Origin of the sequence: Mucilaginibacter sp. SJ, from assembly GCF_028993635.1 — a bacterium.
Taxonomy (GTDB): Bacteria; Bacteroidota; Bacteroidia; order Sphingobacteriales; family Sphingobacteriaceae; genus Mucilaginibacter.
Genome location: NZ_CP118631.1, coordinates 3,627,266 through 3,643,873 on the forward strand (window position 1 = coordinate 3,627,266; position 16,608 = coordinate 3,643,873).

A 16,608-nucleotide genomic window follows, 5' to 3' on the forward strand; every position below is an offset into this window, starting at 1 on the left:
GTTAGGGGCAAATGAAAATACCTGAACATATAGCAAACGCCAACGGCAAAACACTTTTTTCTTTTGAACTGATCCCGCCTTTAAAGGGGCAGAGCATCCAGGGCATTTATAATGCTATCGATCCGCTGATGGAGTTTAAACCTCCGTTTATTGATGTGACTACCCTGCGCGAGGATTTTATTTACAAGCAGCATCCAAGTGGTCTGCTCGAGAAACTATCGTACCGTAAGCGTCCGGGCACTATTGCCATCTGCGCGGCCATCATGAACAGGTATAAGGTTGATACCGTACCCCACCTGCTTTGCGGCGGTTTTACCAAAGACGAAACAGAGAACGCCCTTATTGAGCTTGAGTTTTTAGGCATCGAAAACGTACTGGTATTGCGCGGTGACGCCCGCCTTGGCGATTCATCATTTGTGCCTACGCCTAACGGTCACTGTTACGCCACAGATTTATTGCAACAGGTAGTAAACCTTAATAACGGTATCTACCTGCACGAAGATCATGGCAATACAGCCAAAACAAACTTCTGTATAGGCGTTGCCGGTTATCCCGAAAAGCATTTTGAAGCCCCGAACCTTAAAACCGACTTTAAATACCTGAAGCAAAAGGTAGAAATGGGTGCACAGTTCATTGTAACCCAAATGTTTTTTGATATCGGTAAATACAAGGAGTTTGTAAATGGTTGCCGGGCCAATGGCATCAATGTGCCTATTATTCCGGGCCTGAAGCCGATCACATCGTCAAAACAACTGGTTACGCTGTCAAAAACATTCCATATTGATATTCCGGAAGACCTGAGCGATGCTATCCACGCCTGCGCCACCGAAAAGGATGTAAAAGAGGTAGGTATTGAGTGGATGATCAACCAGTGTAAAGAATTGATTGCTTTTGGCGCACCGGTACTGCACTTTTATACCATGAGCAACGCCGGACCAACTAAACGAATTGCTGAGGCGATATTTTAGCCCTCTCCAATATGTCATTGAACGTAGCGTGGCAACCGCACGGAAGCACAGCCGCCCTGTATAGTGTGCGATTGCCACGTCGTACCTCCTCGCAATGACATGTTTTTTCACAGCGTTTCCCGTATAAACCTTTGCCCTTGTTGTGAATCATAAATTAAAATATTTACTTTTAATTATCAATCTAACACCTGCTTATGGATACTTTTAGTCACATCAAGGCTGTTATCAGCATTACATTGGGCCTTAGTATTACCCACCTGCTTAAAGGTGCAGCCAAACAAATTCAGCATCCCGGCCGGGATAAACCTTATTGGGTGCATAACCTATGGACGCTTTACGTATTTATATTACTGCTGCACTTTTGGTGGTGGGAGATTAGCCTGCATGAAATTAAGCACTGGCTTTTTGCCGAGTACTTTTTCATCATCATCTACATAGTAACTTATTACAGCGTTTGTGCACTGCTGTATCCTGATGATTTGAAAGACTATCAGGGCTACAAAGATTACTTTTACTCACGCCGAAAATGGATCTTCAGCATTTTGGGAGCGAGTTACCTTCTCGATATTATTGATACCGAAATAAAAGGGCCAAGCTATGTGCATCACTACAATATCGAATATCCTATCCGCAACATCAGCCATTTTATATTATGCATGATAGCCATTAAGGTAGAAAACCGCAACTTTCACGCGGCATTGGTGATCGTGTTCCTTTTGTACGAGGCTTCGTATATCCTGAGATTATTTTAACAGCTTAAATGAGAGGGCGCCGACATGCAACGGCACCCTCTTCCCCCGTTCACATGCAGGTTACTTGCAAAAGATAACCTGGTTCGTTTTTCCCCAGTCGTTACTTTCGCCGGTGGTTAATTTGCGATAGGTTGTCAGGGTTAGGCTATAGGCACATGAGGGCCATGCGCTAAAAGGAGGAGTTAAAACGTAAGGTGCAGGTGGTGAGGCCAGGTCGAATTTTTTAGCGTCTCCACGCGGAGTTGTGCCACTGGGCAGACCGCTGACCGTACCCGTAGCGTTTGACCATACACCCAGCGACCAGCTGGCAATCAGTTCATGATCAACTGTGTAATCGGCATGGGCGGTTCCGCTTATCGGAGTGCAGCCGCTGCCTCCGCCGGCAAAAAGCTCTTCCAGTTTAAGCAGGTTTACTTCATTCCAATTATTCACATAGATTTTGCCGATAAGCGATTGGGTGTTGAGGTTTGGCGAAGCGGGATTAGCCGGATCATCAGTAGTTTGAAATTGGATGTATAACATTCTGCCGTTTTTCTGATCTGCCACAGGCACAGCTAAACCAGGTGTTAAACCGGCGCTGGCATCGCCGCCGCCGATGATGGTAGTTGTGTTTAAGTAAAACAACGAGCCATAAAAGCCATTATCAAGCGCGGGTTGGTCAACCCGTACCCAGCCGTTAACATCCGGGTGCAGCACATGATCCGGGATCGGGTTAGGATAATTATCTGCCGGAACGCTATCGGGCACAGAAGCAGGTTGATTGATATCGATCACTACATCCTGAAATGCGGTGGTACCATTCCAGGTGATTTGCCGGGTGGCGACTTTTAAGGCTGTAGTTTCCATCTGGGCGGTGGTTACCGGGCTGAAGTTCACGTTATCGGTAGAAAACAAAAAGCGGTAATAAAGCGGGCTGGCCGGAGCGGTGGGCACTTTCTTGGTGGCGTAGCCCCCCAGCTTAACCGAACCAAAGAAACCGTAACCTGTGCCACCCGCTCCAAATTTGCTGATGAGGGTTTTACCGCTGCCGTCGATATCAGATGTAATGCTGAAATTCCCTACCGAAGTAAACCATGGTATATCGCTGGTAATAATGCCGCCGCCTTTAACACACAGTTTTACACAGAAACAATTGTTGGCATTATGCCGGTCGTTTTGGCGGCCGCGGGTGCGGTCTTCCGCTAACAATACAGTACCTGATGAGCTTTCAACCCGGAAATAATAATCAGGTCCGGCAGGCCATTCTACATTAAGCCATGGCAATAAGGTTTTCCTAAAATTGTCGCCAGGGTATACGATAGTGAACTTGCCGTTGTTATCGGTGTAGGCGTTGCCCAAATAGTCGTCTTGCAGCAGGTCAACATCATAGGCAAAAACCTTAACGCCGGGGATTGGCTTTTGAGTTTCACAATCGTTTACATAACCGCAAACTACCCAAATGTCCAACAAGGTAAGGATGCGGCAAAACCATTTGGAATCTATTTTATAATCAAATCTTGCGTATTGGACATTTTCCGGGCTCCTTTTATACAGGGGTTGCAGTGTAGTAATGTGGAACTGTAATAACGGTTCATTTTTAGGCAGCGGGATTTTGAATGGTACATTGCCGCAATACCAGTCCACATCAATGCTCCCGCCTTCATAGCCGGATTTAGCGCCGTCAATTTCGATGGTAAAATCACCATTTTCCTGCACATCGGCCTGGGTGATGAACAGCCGTTCCTTGGCTTTCAGCTCTTCGCCGGTTACCTGGTGAAAGGTTTGTTTGGGATCGGCTACAGCAAGCCGGGTTTCGTTTTGCAGATCGGACGGGCGATAAACTTTTACCGATGTACCCGCAACGGGCAGTTCGCAGTCTGAACATAATAAACCGCGAAGGTTCCCTTTAATAATGTAGTTCATAAGTTTTTGATTAGTATTTGTACCGGCTTACTCTTTAAACTGGATTTTCAGCATACTCCACCGCAAGCAGGCTGATATCCAGCTCATTTGCTGTGTCAAAGTTTGAGTAAAACGGCTGCGCAATCAACGTTGCCAGTACGCTATTATAGCCTGTGCTTGTACGTGATATAAAAGCGTATCATCAACATGAACCAAACGTAGAATTACGCTTAAAGGGAAATTCTGTTTAAAAAAGAAAGCGCCTTTCCGGGCGGGAAAGACGCATTGCAATCACATTTTAGGTTGTTATTGATACAGATACGTTTCAGTAAGGTGCTGCATGGCTTCCTGAAACACGAGGAATGCAGTTTCCTCATCATTTTGGTTTATTGCGTTAAGCGAAGTAGCAATATATTTATCGTACAGGCCTTTAAATATCGCCTCTTGGTTTGGTGTCTTGTCAATAGCTTCCAGCAGCGATGCAGAAATGGTGTAATATTTCTCAACTTCCACACCACTCAACTTATCGGTTAGTATTTTATCGCGGAACGCGCGCAGTGTATTTAACTGACCTTCGGCTTCTGTGCCTAACATGGTAGTTGTAATACGGGTAAGTGCGCATGGATCATTTGAAGTCGTAACAGCGGGACAACCAGCAGTGCCCGGGCAGGGCATAGCTTGCTCCACATACATTCTCATACCATCTGATGGCTGAATAATAAGCTTATAAGGTAGATTTTCTTCCATCAGGTGCCCAAAATGATAAATAAAATCATCACAAGCAGTATTCTTTAAAAATTCGGACAATCGTACCCTACCCATGAATGATCCGCGGTTAATTTGGGTATAACCCATAACCGGATCCAGCTTTTTAAAATTAAGCACATGATTAAACAACACCTGCCAAGTTCTTTCGAGCGAAATAGTTTCGCCAGTATTGGTCATAAAACCATGCTGGTTGATAATAGAGTTGGGCAAACTGGCAGTTACGGTGTAATTACAAGGGATCAGTACCAACATTCTTGATGACGGATCATTGGCATCTTCAAGGCCGTTCATAAACTTGATACCGGATATGTTTTCACCATTCAATACAGTTTCAACAGCTGTGCGGCTAAGCATTACCGATTTAACTTCTGTAGGGAATTTTTGCTGAAAATTTTCGGTTAACTCTTGATAAAAGCTTTCGCTGATGAACTCGCCTACCTGATCAGGGCTGATCTGTGTAATTAGCATTTCTTGTTTCATAAAATTTGGTTTTAGGTTTTTGTAATATTATTATCAAAAGCAATTTAATAAACAATATCCGTATTTAGATATTATATTAAAAACTTTTTTTCATCCTGAAAAACAGGATTATTTAAGCACAAAAGACCTATATAACCAGCAATTTCATGCCACGTAAGATTACAGTTTCTGATACGTAAAAATACGTATAATACGCGGGTAATAAAACGCATCTAATTTGTAATTAACTAACAACCAACAATATAAAACCAAATCAAAAACCTATCATAACCTATATGGCCGGGGCATCTCATTGAAAGAGATACTTATTAGTATTAGTTTTATACAAAAAAATCCCTACACGCTATTATTTTTATGGAAACACAAGAAAAAAGACCATCATCACCCATTACAGGAAGAGAAGGCGCACCGATTGATATCAATCTGGCCGCCGAATGGACAAAGAATCACAGGCACCGTAATCCAAAAGATATCATATCACAATTTTTCGGACAGGAAATATTAAACACCATATTAAAGCAGGATGGCTGTATGGGCATCCGTATTTATTATGCCAACGATCAAAAGCTTAATAACTGGCAAAAGTTTTGGGTTTCTGTAAGCAATTTCCTTTTATCTGTTATCGCCAATGTTAGCGGGCAGCAGCATTTTATAATCACTGGGGTAACGGCTGATGGAGAGGATCAACTTCCAGGCAATAAATCAGCAGCGGCTAAAGAGTCTGCCAAAGGTGTTCAAACCTTCGCACTTATGACAGCCGAAAATGACAATATTGTTGGTGAACAGGCCGTGCCATGTCCTGGTACTGCTGGCTGTCCGCAAAATATTTTGACTAAAGACTAATATTAATTATTCTAATCACATGCTTGTAAGCGTTTTATTAATGAATATATCGGTCATGTCCGGTCTATTCCCGTTGCTGGCAGCGGCGCATAACTACAAGCATCTTGACAGCTTAATGAAATTGTTAGCTTTGTTTTTATTGATATCAGCCTTATTTGACTGGTCGATGTGGTTGTCATATCAATTCAAGCCACATACCGGACATCCCTTAAACACTAATCCATTACTCCACGTATATGTTATCCTAACAATAGGATTCTTTGGCTTGATGTATTATAAACTGCTTTCAAAGTCTTTTCTAAAGAAGATAGTTGTATTACTCGCAGCTATAACAGTGGCAGTAGTATTATATAACGCCAAAAATTTGTTTGATTATCCATCGGTTTCAAATACAGCATCAAGTCTTTTACTAATAGTATTATCGCTTATATACTTCTATCAACTTTTAAATCCACAAACCTTTATTCATATTGAAAAACAAGGTTTATTTTGGTTTAATTCAGGCGTGCTATTTTACTCAGCAGTAAATATCTTTTTATTTATGCTTTTTAGCAAGATACCTGATAAGGATAAAGCAGATTATTATGTTATCTTTAGCATAACTAATATTATTACGAATCTAATATACTCCGTTGCATTACTTTGCAAGCCACAAAAAAAGGCATAAGCAGGTTTGCACATTATGATCATGTATAACAGCCCTATTTTAGAGATAACCCAAAATGGCCTAATCCCGGTACTCATCATCGGGACACTCGTGGTTGTTATATTGATCGGCTTTTTATTTTTCTTCGTGATTATTTACCAGCGGAGGATGCTAAAAAACCAGGCAGAGCTACGCGCCATGCATGATGCAAGGCAAACCGACCTCATGAACGCCGTTTTTGAAACTCAGGAAAGTGAACGCAGGCGCCTGGCCGAAGACCTGCATGATAGTGTTGGCCAGGTGCTTTCGGCAATCAAGCTTAACCTACACCGGCTTGATAAGAACTGCGTGAGCGAGGTAAGCCAACCCCTGCTGATAGATACCCGCAAACTGGCCGATGAGTGCATCCAGGAGATCCGGAACATTATACAAAATGTGCTGCCCCCTATACTTACCGACTATGGACTGCTGATTGCTGTTGAGGCGCTGTGCACCAAGGTGGAAAACAATACCCATATCAAAGTTAATTTCACTAAAAATTTTGCCGATAAGCGCTTCTCTAATGAAATTGAACTGGCACTGTACCGCATAGCCCAGGAGTTGTTTGGTAATGCTATCAAACACTCGGAAGCTACGGTGATAAACCTTAATATGGCCTTACAAGCCGGTTACCTCATTATGGAGTTTAAGGATAACGGCAAAGGCTTTAATATGGGCGATGTTAAGCAGGGTTTCGGTCTTAAAAATTTACAAAGCCGCGTGCAACTCATTAATGGCGAAATAAATACGTACAGCAAACCGCTTAGCGGGGCAATCAGTATCATTAAATTAAAAGTAGCATAGTTAAAATCAATAGTTTATATTTATTGATAATTTCAATCTTGTTAACAACCTATGGGGCCAATTAAATTAGGTATAGTAGACGACCATAAAATTTTCAGAAATGGTTTAAAAGCTACCCTTGAAGATTGCGGAGGTTTTGAGCTGGTACTCGAAGCTTCGAACGGCAAAGAGCTGATAGGCTTATTGACCGACAAAACCCCCGATGTTATATTGATGGATATTAAAATGCCCGAGATGGACGGCATTCAAACCGCTACCTATGTTCATCAGCACTTTAAGGACATTAAGATCCTGGCATTATCTATGTTTAATGAAGATAAATACATTGTGGATATGATGAAGGCCGGCGCATCGGGCTACCTGCTTAAAAACGCCGAACCGGAAGAGATCATCGAGGCTGTATCAACCGTTTATAACAAAGGTTTTTATTTTAATGAACATCTTTCTATAACGCTCATCAAACAGCTGGTAGGCAACGACCACGCCGATAATATCCCCAATAACAAAACCGACCTTAACGAGCGCGAAATTGAAGTGCTTAAATTGGTTTGCCAGGAATGCTCCAACCAGGAGATAGCGGATAAAATTTTCCTGAGTGTGCGCACTGTTGAAGGTTACCGCGCAAGGCTGTTTGAAAAAACCGGATCGAAAAATTTAGTAGGATTGGTTATTTACGCTATTAAGCGTGGTATTATTAGTGTAAATTAGTCGTCAGTCCTAAGTTGTAAGTCTTAAGTCATTAATTATAAGTAAGAAGTATAAGGCCTGACCGACTTCTGACTAAAGACTTCCGACTTAATACTTAATTACGCTGATAGCTTTTTATCGCCGGCCAGGTTGCGCATAAACCTTTTGCGGTAATTAAGCGGGCTCAGGTTCATTTTGGCTTTAAACATTTTATAAAAATGCGATACGTCGCCAAAGCCACTCTCATAGGAGATCTCTGAAATAGGCTTATCTGTTTGCACCAGTTGTTGTATGGCATAATTAAGGCGATACTCAATTATAGTTTCCATGAATGTTTTGCGGGTAACTTTTTTAAAGTATTTGCAAAAAGCATTCGGGGTCATATTGGCAATACCGGCCGCTTTATCTAATGATACGTGTTTTCTGAAATTTTCAACCAGGTAAGCAAATACCGGGTTAATGCGCTCACGTTCGGTATTTGAGCGCTCGCCTATGATCCGGTGCTGATCGAGCAGCACGTACTCTTCTGATGAAGCCATACGGTGCAGGATCTCAAGCAAACCTATCAGCATCCTGAAATTGCTTTTCTCTTCAACCAGGCTAAGCAGCAGTTTGTTAACCTCGGTACGCGTTTCGCCATAAAATGACACCCCGCACCCGCTTTGCTGAAAAAGTTTTTTGATGAGCTGAAGCTCAAATTTGTTAAAAAATTCCTCGCCCAAAAAAGCATCATTAAACTGGATCACCACGGCGCTTGCCTCGCGAAGCACTGTTTCATTTGGCTCAAGTTTCCAGCAATGCGGCAGGTTGGAACCAAGCAATACCAGATCGCCGGACGCAAAATCTTCCATGTGGCTGCCAACATAGCGTTTGCCGGTGCCGCTGATAATACATGTCAATTCATATTCCTCGTGAAAATGATAGGGGGCATCAAATGCCAGCTTATCAAATTTCCGTACAAGAAATGATTGTGTATTTGTAGGCTGAAGAACTTCGTACGACGCTTTTATCATTGCATATTTTAACGTAAATAAAATTCTAATTCAAATTACGGATAAAATCATCCATAAATGTACCATTCATTTCATTTTTTTTCAACTAAAGATAAGTTTACTTTGAAATATAAACCTAAAAACTATGGATACCCAGATCGCTCATTTACCGTCACTTGATAATTTTATAAAACTATCCAATCACAATATTAAGGAATTTCGTGAAAAAGGCCATACCCTTGTACACGAAGTGCTTACAAAAGATGAAATTGCAGCCTATCGCCCAGTAATTGTTGGCGCGGCCGACAGGTACAACACCGAAAAGCGCAAACTGGACGAACGGGACACTTACGGAAAAGCCTTTTTACAGATCATGAACCTTTGGCGGGTTGATGAGGATGTTAAAACGTTTGTAATGGCCAAACGCCTGGCCAAAATTGCCGCCGACCTGATGGGGGTTGAAAACGTACGCATTTATCATGACCAGGCCTTATTTAAAGAACCCGGCGGTGGCCCTACCCCATGGCACCAGGACCAGTACTACTGGCCTATCGATACCAACAACACGGTAACCCTTTGGATGCCGCTGGTTGATATTGACGTAAACATGGGCATGCTAACCTTCGCCTCGGGCTCATACGTTAACGGCGCTGTATTTAACCATGAAATTTCTGACGAATCGGAATCGGCGTTTGATGAGTATGTGAAAGAGAAAGGATTTGAGATAACCCGCGCCCAAACTATGAAGGCCGGCGACGCAACCTGGCACCGGGGCTTCACCATCCACAATGCCCCCGGCAACAACTCAAACAAAATGCGCGAGATCATGACCATCATTTATGTAGCCGATGGTGCCCGCGTTACCCCTTACAAAAACGAATGGCAAAAAAATGATCACCATAAATGGCTGATGGGTAAACCAATCGGGGATCTGATTGACTCGGAGTTGAACCCGAAGCTGCTATGAACCGCTGATGATTTTTGATTGCACTGATTACGTTGATCTCCTGAACATATTAAAGCATCAGCGAAATCAACGTAATTATTATCAATCAACGGTCACGCCGCTACCCAAACCGCGTCAATAAACCATTTTTTGGTATCAAAAAACTGGCCTACCGGCTGAAAGCCTGTGTTTATGGCTATCTGATCGGTTTGCATAAGGGTAAACTTTTGGGAGATCTCCATGTAGATGTATTCATCCTTCCTGAAATCTATTTTTTCGTTCCCGATGCTCACCTGCTGATCCTCTAAACTAATGAGGTAACTTTTGCACGCCCCGGTTTCAGGATCGTAGGTTGGATAGTGTTCAAACTTGCTTATATCAAAATTAGCATGCAGCTCGCGGTTAATGCGACGAAGCAGGTTGAGATTAAACTCGCGGGTAATACCATCTTTGTCATTATAAGCTGCAAGGATAACTCGCGGATCTTTTTTCAGGTCCATGCCAATCAGTACCATGTCTCCTTCTGACAGGTTATTTCTTAATTCGCGGCAAAAGTCAATCGCTCCGTTAAGTGGCATATTGCCAATGTTTGAACCTAAAAACAGCACCACTTTACGCCTTGGTGAAATAGCGGCGGCCTTTTTCAGCATCTCAAAATATTCGCCATTTAGTCCGGTGATCTTTAAGCCGGGCAAAGTTACGGGCAGGGTTATATTGAGATATGATATTACATTATCTGAGATATCAATAGGCAAATAAGTAAAATCAGCTTTTTTATTCAGCAGATATTTAAGCAGGTAAGAGGATTTTGTGGCATCGCCGGCACCAAGCTCTATCAGGTCAAAAGCATCGCCACCGGCAATCAACGCATCGCAGATTTCGGCAGTTTTTTCTGAAAAGATCTCCAGCTCGCAATTGGTTGGATAATATTCAGGGCAGTTCATGAGCTCCTGAAACAGCTTATCGCCATTGGCATCATAAAAATACTTTGAATTGAGGTGCTTTGGCTCCGCCTGCAACCCCGCCACAACGTCGGCATAAAACTGCCTGTTTTCGGCGCTTATGTCACAATTTACGGCTGTTGGTGTAAAGGCTTGGTTCATAGATGTGGTGGTTTTTTGTGTCAATTTACCTCGCAAGTCTTATGCCAGTAAATTGCCATCGTAAATTTGTCTGAAAAAAATTGCGATAAGTTGCACGACTATGACCCGGAGGCGTAACTTCTGACGCGCCGCGCAGCACTTTCTGATTAACCATAAACTTGCCATTGTATTCGCCTATGGCACCCGGCGCTTTGGCAAAACCCGGGTAAGGAAGGTAGGAACTTTCAGTCCATTCCCAGCGGCGCCCCCAGTTAAATTTCGAGGATGCCGCTTCCCATTCAAACTCCGTTGGCAATCTCAAGCCCTTCCACGAAGCGTAAGCATAGGCTTCAAAATAGCTGATATGTGTAACGGGATCTTTTAAATGCAGCGGCTCTAAGCCGTGATAGGTATAGTTATGCCATTCATTATCTACCAAGTGCCAATACAACGGAGCTTCAACCTTATTGGTTTTTACCCAATCCCAGCCTTCGGCATGCCAGTGCCGGAAATCATGATAACCGCCGCTGTTAATAAACTCCTGGTATTCGGCATTGGTTACCAGTTTGGGACTTATTTCATAGGCATTGAGGTATACTTTATGCCGGTTGAGTTCATTATCAAAACAAAATCCATCGCCGTTAAAGCCTATTTCATAAATGCCTTCATCCATGCTGATAAAAGCATCATCCTCCCCTTCATCAATACGAGGCGCTGTATAATTTTTATTATAGGCAGGAAACAACGGATTATGGCCCAGTATGAATTTAATATCGGTCATTAAAAGCTCCTGGTGCTGCTCTTCGTGGTTAAAACCGAGAATAAGGAGTTCTTTAACATCGTCGCTTACTTCGCCGCATAAAAAGCCCTCCATGGCCTCGTCAACATATTTACGGTAACTGTAAATTTCAATAACCGTTGGGCGGCTCAGGTTGCCGCGGTCGGTACGGATCACGCGTGTGCCTACAGTTTCGTAGTAGCTATTAAAAACGAAGTTATAATCAGGATTATATTCCTTGTAACCCATGAAGTAGGGCTTAAGGATAAACGTTTCAAAAAACCAGGTAACGTGCCCGATATGCCATTTAGGCGGACTAACGTCCACCACAGGCTGTACCACATAGTCTTCGGTTTGCAAATACGAGCAAATTTTTTCTGTACGTTGGCGTACCTCTTTGTACCGGGCTATTAAATCCATCGATGTTATTTCTTATCCAAAAACTGTTTTAAGTTTGAAATTGTTTTAATACCCAATTGCCTGGCCTGCTGCTGCCGCATCATTAAAGCGTAAGCGTTGTTAAAACCAATGGGTTTAAGCCATTTAATTTGATACCTGCTTTCAAACTGGTGTTGTACATAATTGTATGTGCTATCCCTGTTTACTGTTACCTCATTAACCGTTTTTGGCGATGCCTGTAAAATAGCCAGCAAACCCGTCCCCGTGTATTCGGGGTAAAAATCTATCTGGTTATTGGTTAGCGCGTCAAAACAAATTTTGGTGCCGCCAAGGCCTGTTTTGGTTGATACATCATGATCTGTATAACCCTTTATCAGCATGCTGTACATATTGGCCAGGATGTATTGTTCACCAAATATCTTTGAACCTATCCGCACTATGCCATCGCTCCCGCCCCGCTCGGGTCGCCATAATTTATTGGCAACCAAAAAATCCTTAGCAACACGCTCGGGGCTTTGGTGAAGATAGTCGGTACGGTAATTTAAAACCGTCATGACTGAATCATTTATTTTGCCCGAAAGCAGATTTAATGTCGGCTCAAGGTCAGGAAATTTTTTCAGGACATCATCGCGCACAATTGGCGCCGCATAGTATGGCGGAAAAATGTGCTTATCATCATCCAGTACAACCAAATCGTAAGCTTTTAGCCTGCCATCGGTTGAATAGCCACTAATTACATCCAGGTGCTTTTCAAATGCAGCCTTATACATTACAGCATCACTGATTACGATAGTATGGATCTTTAAGCCGTATTTGCTCCTAAGGCCGAGGTCGCCATCCTGGCGGCCCATAAACTCGGGCGTAAAGCCCGCGGTAAGCTTTCCTTTTGATTTGGCCGGGATGATATAGAACAGGCAGAATACTACCAGCAATACCGGAAATACATATACCACCCGTTTAAGCTTTTTAAAGCTGACCTTCTGCACCATCGACAGTAATAAATCAAAAATAACAGCAAGCAAGGCCGATGGGATTGCTCCCGCCAGGATCATATTGGTATTATTAAGTGAGATCCCACCGAAAATAAACTCGCCCAAACCACCGGCTGCAATGAGCGAAGCCAGCGTTGCCACACCTACGTTGATCACCGTAGCGGTACGGATGCCCGCAAATATTACCGGCATAGCCAGGGGCAATTCTACCTTAAACAGTATTTGCCATTTGCTCATCCCCATAGCAACAGCAGCTTCTTTAACCGACGCATCAACCCCTAAAATGCCCGTGTAGGTGTTGCGGATAATGGGTAAAAGTGCATATAGCAATAATGCAACAATGGCTGGCTTAGGGCCGATCCCCAAAAGCGGGATCATGAAACCAAGCAGGGCTATACTGGGGATAGTTTGTAATACCCCTGCAATCCCTAAAACTATGCCTGATAATTGTTTTTTACGAACGATAAGAATGCCCAGCGGCAAGCCAACCAATACAGCTATGCACAACGAAATAAAAGTAAGCCCGATATGCTGCAGTGTTTGCTCCTGCAACTTGCCGGCCTGCTGCTGCATAAACTGCCATAAAGTTTGCTGTTGCTCATTCATGGGCCTGATGGTTTTTATATTGATAAAAGGCCGTCATCAGTTGTTCAAAGCTTACAGTTTTAATCTGGTTTTGATCTTTGCTGATATTAATGGTTTCGCCGTTATTAAATTTAAAACTCTCCAGGGCTTCCCACAGGTTAATACCAGCTTCAAATGACGAAGCTTTTGCTTCTTTGTTCAACTCTGGTAACAACTCCCAAAGGTCAATCAGTTTAATCGCCTTAAATTCCAGCTGCAACCGCTGATGTTTCAGAAAATCCTTTACAAAATCATTGACAGGATTAAAAAGCAATTGAGCAGGTGTGCCCGACTGTACAATTTTTCCTTTATCCATCAGGCAGATCCTGTCACCCAGTTCAAAAGCTTCCTGCACGTCATGCGTTACCATGATGATGGTTTTGCGCTTCAGCTCATCGAGGGCTTTAAATTCGGCATGAATTTTTGAGCGGGTTACATTATCCAGCGCGCCAAAAGGCTCATCCATCAGCAACACCGGCGGATCCGACACCAATGCTCTTGCCAAACCAATGCGCTGCTGCTGGCCACCGCTCAATTCGTTAGGGTAAATGTTCAGATACGAAGCATCGAGGTGGAGTTTTTCCATTAGCTCGGCCGTGCGCTTTTCAGTTTTCTGCTTATCCCATTTTAACAGGTTAGGAACAACCGCTATATTTTGAGCAACCGTATAATGAGGAAACAAGCCGTTATTTTGCAATACGTAGCCAATTCCGCGGCGCAGGTTTTCAGGCTGCTGCTCCATGATGTTTTTATCATTCATGTAGATTATGCCGCTTGTTGGCTCAATAAGCCGGTTGATCATTTTTAGCGTGGTGGTTTTACCGCAGCCGCTGGTGCCCAACAAAATGAGGTTCTCCTGCTCCCCTACCTCGAAAGATACCCCATCAACTGCTTTAACCCCACCAAAATATTTGCTTACCTTATCAACCTTGATCATGCGCGCCGGTTTTAATCCCCAAGAGTCATGAAAAGGTTATTCAGCGATTCGGAATACAGTGGATGGGCAAAAACACAATAGCGGATCCTGTCGTAAGTAATACCGCCTTCCATGGCCATTTGCAGCACAGTCATGATTTCTCCGCCTTCGGGGCCAAGTACCGTAGCACCTAAGATCTTTTTTGTATCCGGATCAACAATGGCTTTCATAAAACCACGCGTATCGCCGGTTTCAATAGCACGCGCCACATGGGCCATGGGCAGCTTTGCTACTTTATATTTGATCCCCAGCTTTTTTGCCCCGGTTTCATCCAAACCGATCCTGCCCAGTTGCGGATCGGTAAACATACAATAAGGCACCGGACGGTCCTGGATGTTATAATCCGTTTTTTCAAAAAGGTTACGGTAAACAATGGTATAATCGTTATAGGAAATGTGTGTAAACGCCGGGCCACCCTTTGCGTCACCAAGTGCATAAACACCAGCGGCTGAGGTTTCCAGCTTGTCGTTCACCTTGATATTACCATGCTCATCCGTTTCAATCCCTGCGATGGGCAAATTCAAAGCCTCCGTTTGCGGTTTGCGGCCGATGGCCACCAATAAATGGGTGCATTTAATTTTTCGCTCCTCTCCTTTTTGAGCTATCGTCGCTGTTATTTTGCCGCCGGCTTTTTGTTTAAACTTAACAGCCTGAGCATTATTGAGGATCTCGATTTTCTCCAGTTCGAGGATCTTTTGCATCTCTTCAGAAATATCCTCATCCTCATGCGAAACTATCCGCTCTGATTTTTCTAAAATAGTAACCTTGCTGCCAAACCGCCGAAACATCTGCCCAAACTCCAGTCCGATGTAATTTCCGCCAAGCACAAGCAGATGCTCCGGTACTTCTGCCAAATCAAGTATGGTGGTTGAGTTGAGATATTTTATCTCATTCAAGCCCTCAATTTCGGGAATCAAAGGCAACGCACCCGGGTTTAAAAAGATAAGATCCGCAGTAATCGTTTGCTTTTTACCGCTGTTAAGCTTAATCTCAACCGTTTTTTCGCCGGTAAAAGTCGCCTCGCCCAACACCACATCGAGGTTCTGTGTTTTTTCGGCAGATTTTAGTCCGCCATTACGCGAGCGTAATACAATATCATCCTTACGTTTTTTTATGGCGGCAAGATCAACCGAAAACTTTTTTACCGGCACACCCAATTCATGACTTTTACCGGCCATGTAAGCCGCCTTTGCCGAAGCAACCATGGTTTTAGTAGGCGTACAGCCATCGTTAACGCAAGTACCGCCATAAAATCGTTTCTCAATTATAACGGTCTTTTTCCCGGCATTAGCCAATTTTTTGGCTAATGGAGCCCCGGCCTGACCGGCGCCTATAACAATGGCATCGTAAGTTTTCATAGTTTTATTCGGTAATTTTCACACCCTTCCAAAACGCCACATAGTTGGTAATGTTTTTTGCAGCATCTTTTGGTTCGGGATAAAACCAGGCGGCATCCTGGTTTTCTTTGCCGTCAACATCGAGGGAATAATATGATGCCAACCCCTTCCACGGGCAGGTTGTATGCACGTCGGACGGTTTAAGGTACTCGGCCTTAACACTTTCTTTAGGGAAATAATGATTATTTTCAACAACAATAGTGTCATTGCTTTCGGCAATGACCTGGTTATTCCAGATAGCTTTCATAAAAAGATGATTGATTTATGGAATAAAGATAGCTTTAACCCGGCAAAGTTTGCAAGCCCCATCTTAATTTTTTATTTTATTTAATTGATATACAATAACTTTCATCAACAATTTGGATTTTTTTTATTGTTTATTTTAATTTTATTATTTAAACTCTATCTTTGCAATCCCAAATCAAGGGAAACAATAAAAAAAGGCCCGTTCGTCTAGGGGTTAGGACAGGAGATTTTCATTCTTCAAACAGGGGTTCGATTCCCCTACGGGCTACCACAAGACACGAAACCTCAAATCGAAAGATCTGGGGTTT

At 43.2% G+C, this 16,608-nt stretch carries 16 protein-coding genes and 1 tRNA gene; 8 read left to right on the forward strand and 9 right to left on the reverse strand.

All coding sequences use genetic code 11. The features are described 5' to 3' along the window. Positions 1-11: 11 nt before the first annotated feature. On the forward strand, positions 12-968 hold the full coding sequence (locus MusilaSJ_RS14510; RefSeq protein WP_091173421.1) for a methylenetetrahydrofolate reductase: 957 nt from the start codon (positions 12-14) through the stop codon (positions 966-968). A 194-nt stretch (positions 969-1,162) separates the two neighbouring features. After that, on the forward strand, positions 1,163-1,720 hold the full coding sequence (locus tag MusilaSJ_RS14515; RefSeq protein WP_274985679.1) for a hypothetical protein: 558 nt from the start codon (positions 1,163-1,165) through the stop codon (positions 1,718-1,720). 60 nt (positions 1,721-1,780) lie between these two features. On the opposite strand, the gene MusilaSJ_RS14520 is transcribed toward MusilaSJ_RS14515, so the two are convergent. Together MusilaSJ_RS14520 and MusilaSJ_RS14525 are read right to left on the reverse strand one after the other, a co-directional pair. Beyond that, a complete protein-coding gene (locus tag MusilaSJ_RS14520; RefSeq protein WP_274985680.1) occupies positions 1,781-3,622 on the reverse strand; it encodes a hypothetical protein in 1,842 nt (613 codons plus the stop codon). Between the two features lie 285 nt (positions 3,623-3,907). Continuing rightward, positions 3,908-4,849 carry a hypothetical protein gene (locus MusilaSJ_RS14525; protein WP_274985681.1) on the reverse strand — a complete coding sequence of 314 codons (942 nt, stop codon included), beginning with the start codon at positions 4,847-4,849 and terminating at the stop codon, positions 3,908-3,910. A 354-nt stretch (positions 4,850-5,203) separates the two neighbouring features. Between MusilaSJ_RS14525 and MusilaSJ_RS14530 the strand changes: the two genes are divergently transcribed. The 4 genes from MusilaSJ_RS14530 to MusilaSJ_RS14545 are packed head-to-tail and all read left to right on the forward strand — an operon-like array spanning position 5,204 to position 7,889. Then, positions 5,204-5,692, forward strand: coding sequence for a hypothetical protein (locus tag MusilaSJ_RS14530; RefSeq protein ID WP_274985682.1), 489 nt, complete (start codon positions 5,204-5,206; stop codon positions 5,690-5,692). Between the two features lie 19 nt (positions 5,693-5,711). Beyond that, entirely contained in the window at positions 5,712-6,359 is a 648-nt protein-coding gene (locus MusilaSJ_RS14535) for a hypothetical protein (protein WP_274985683.1), read from the forward strand. A 15-nt stretch (positions 6,360-6,374) separates the two neighbouring features. Then, on the forward strand, positions 6,375-7,181 hold the full coding sequence (locus MusilaSJ_RS14540; RefSeq protein WP_274985684.1) for a sensor histidine kinase: 807 nt from the start codon (positions 6,375-6,377) through the stop codon (positions 7,179-7,181). A gap of 51 nt (positions 7,182-7,232) precedes the next feature. Next, on the forward strand, positions 7,233-7,889 hold the full coding sequence (locus tag MusilaSJ_RS14545; RefSeq protein ID WP_090533679.1) for a response regulator transcription factor: 657 nt from the start codon (positions 7,233-7,235) through the stop codon (positions 7,887-7,889). A 98-nt stretch (positions 7,890-7,987) separates the two neighbouring features. On the opposite strand, the gene MusilaSJ_RS14550 is transcribed toward MusilaSJ_RS14545, so the two are convergent. Beyond that, positions 7,988-8,881 (reverse strand): AraC family transcriptional regulator, encoded by an 894-nt coding sequence (locus tag MusilaSJ_RS14550; RefSeq protein WP_274985685.1) that lies wholly within the window; start codon positions 8,879-8,881, stop codon positions 7,988-7,990. Between the two features lie 124 nt (positions 8,882-9,005). Here MusilaSJ_RS14550 and MusilaSJ_RS14555 point away from each other — a divergent pair, with 124 nt between their 5' ends. After that, positions 9,006-9,827, forward strand: coding sequence for a phytanoyl-CoA dioxygenase family protein (locus MusilaSJ_RS14555; RefSeq protein ID WP_274985686.1), 822 nt, complete (start codon positions 9,006-9,008; stop codon positions 9,825-9,827). Between the two features lie 92 nt (positions 9,828-9,919). Here MusilaSJ_RS14555 and MusilaSJ_RS14560 read toward each other — a convergent pair whose 3' ends face one another. The 6 genes from MusilaSJ_RS14560 to MusilaSJ_RS14585 are packed head-to-tail and all read right to left on the reverse strand — an operon-like array spanning position 9,920 to position 16,301. After that, the gene (locus MusilaSJ_RS14560; protein WP_274985687.1) at positions 9,920-10,909 is read right to left on the reverse strand and encodes an L-histidine N(alpha)-methyltransferase; all 990 of its coding nucleotides are present in this window, start codon (positions 10,907-10,909) and stop codon (positions 9,920-9,922) included. Between the two features lie 25 nt (positions 10,910-10,934). After that, a complete protein-coding gene (egtB, locus tag MusilaSJ_RS14565) occupies positions 10,935-12,086 on the reverse strand; it encodes an ergothioneine biosynthesis protein EgtB (RefSeq protein ID WP_274985688.1) in 1,152 nt (383 codons plus the stop codon). 5 nt (positions 12,087-12,091) lie between these two features. Next, positions 12,092-13,663 (reverse strand): ABC transporter permease/substrate-binding protein, encoded by a 1,572-nt coding sequence (locus MusilaSJ_RS14570; protein ID WP_274985689.1) that lies wholly within the window; start codon positions 13,661-13,663, stop codon positions 12,092-12,094. Beyond that, entirely contained in the window at positions 13,656-14,618 is a 963-nt protein-coding gene (locus MusilaSJ_RS14575; protein ID WP_274985690.1) for an ABC transporter ATP-binding protein, read from the reverse strand. The genes MusilaSJ_RS14570 and MusilaSJ_RS14575 overlap by 8 nt, the downstream gene beginning before the upstream one ends. A gap of 11 nt (positions 14,619-14,629) precedes the next feature. Continuing rightward, on the reverse strand, positions 14,630-16,015 hold the full coding sequence (locus tag MusilaSJ_RS14580; protein ID WP_274985691.1) for a mercuric reductase: 1,386 nt from the start codon (positions 16,013-16,015) through the stop codon (positions 14,630-14,632). A 4-nt stretch (positions 16,016-16,019) separates the two neighbouring features. Then, a complete protein-coding gene (locus MusilaSJ_RS14585) occupies positions 16,020-16,301 on the reverse strand; it encodes a DUF427 domain-containing protein (protein ID WP_274985692.1) in 282 nt (93 codons plus the stop codon). A 195-nt stretch (positions 16,302-16,496) separates the two neighbouring features. On the opposite strand from MusilaSJ_RS14585, the gene MusilaSJ_RS14590 reads away from it, so the two are divergent. Beyond that, positions 16,497-16,571 (forward strand) — tRNA-Glu (locus MusilaSJ_RS14590). The last annotated feature ends 37 nt before the right edge of the window (positions 16,572-16,608 follow it).

Bases quoted from the DNA above. Each gene is read 5' to 3' on its own strand.
- MusilaSJ_RS14510 (WP_091173421.1), top strand. From the start codon at position 12: ATGAAAATACCTGAACATATAGCAAACGCCAACGGCAAAACACTTTTT.
- MusilaSJ_RS14515 (WP_274985679.1), top strand. From the start codon at position 1,163: ATGGATACTTTTAGTCACATCAAGGCTGTTATCAGCATTACATTGGGC.
- MusilaSJ_RS14520 (WP_274985680.1), bottom strand. From the start codon at position 3,622: ATGAACTACATTATTAAAGGGAACCTTCGCGGTTTATTATGTTCAGAC.
- MusilaSJ_RS14525 (WP_274985681.1), bottom strand. From the start codon at position 4,849: ATGAAACAAGAAATGCTAATTACACAGATCAGCCCTGATCAGGTAGGC.
- MusilaSJ_RS14530 (WP_274985682.1), top strand. From the start codon at position 5,204: ATGGAAACACAAGAAAAAAGACCATCATCACCCATTACAGGAAGAGAA.
- MusilaSJ_RS14535 (WP_274985683.1), top strand. From the start codon at position 5,712: ATGCTTGTAAGCGTTTTATTAATGAATATATCGGTCATGTCCGGTCTA.
- MusilaSJ_RS14540 (WP_274985684.1), top strand. From the start codon at position 6,375: ATGATCATGTATAACAGCCCTATTTTAGAGATAACCCAAAATGGCCTA.
- MusilaSJ_RS14545 (WP_090533679.1), top strand. From the start codon at position 7,233: ATGGGGCCAATTAAATTAGGTATAGTAGACGACCATAAAATTTTCAGA.
- MusilaSJ_RS14550 (WP_274985685.1), bottom strand. From the start codon at position 8,881: ATGATAAAAGCGTCGTACGAAGTTCTTCAGCCTACAAATACACAATCA.
- MusilaSJ_RS14555 (WP_274985686.1), top strand. From the start codon at position 9,006: ATGGATACCCAGATCGCTCATTTACCGTCACTTGATAATTTTATAAAA.
- MusilaSJ_RS14560 (WP_274985687.1), bottom strand. From the start codon at position 10,909: ATGAACCAAGCCTTTACACCAACAGCCGTAAATTGTGACATAAGCGCC.
- egtB (WP_274985688.1), bottom strand. From the start codon at position 12,086: ATGGATTTAATAGCCCGGTACAAAGAGGTACGCCAACGTACAGAAAAA.
- MusilaSJ_RS14570 (WP_274985689.1), bottom strand. From the start codon at position 13,663: ATGAATGAGCAACAGCAAACTTTATGGCAGTTTATGCAGCAGCAGGCC.
- MusilaSJ_RS14575 (WP_274985690.1), bottom strand. From the start codon at position 14,618: ATGATCAAGGTTGATAAGGTAAGCAAATATTTTGGTGGGGTTAAAGCA.
- MusilaSJ_RS14580 (WP_274985691.1), bottom strand. From the start codon at position 16,015: ATGAAAACTTACGATGCCATTGTTATAGGCGCCGGTCAGGCCGGGGCT.
- MusilaSJ_RS14585 (WP_274985692.1), bottom strand. From the start codon at position 16,301: ATGAAAGCTATCTGGAATAACCAGGTCATTGCCGAAAGCAATGACACT.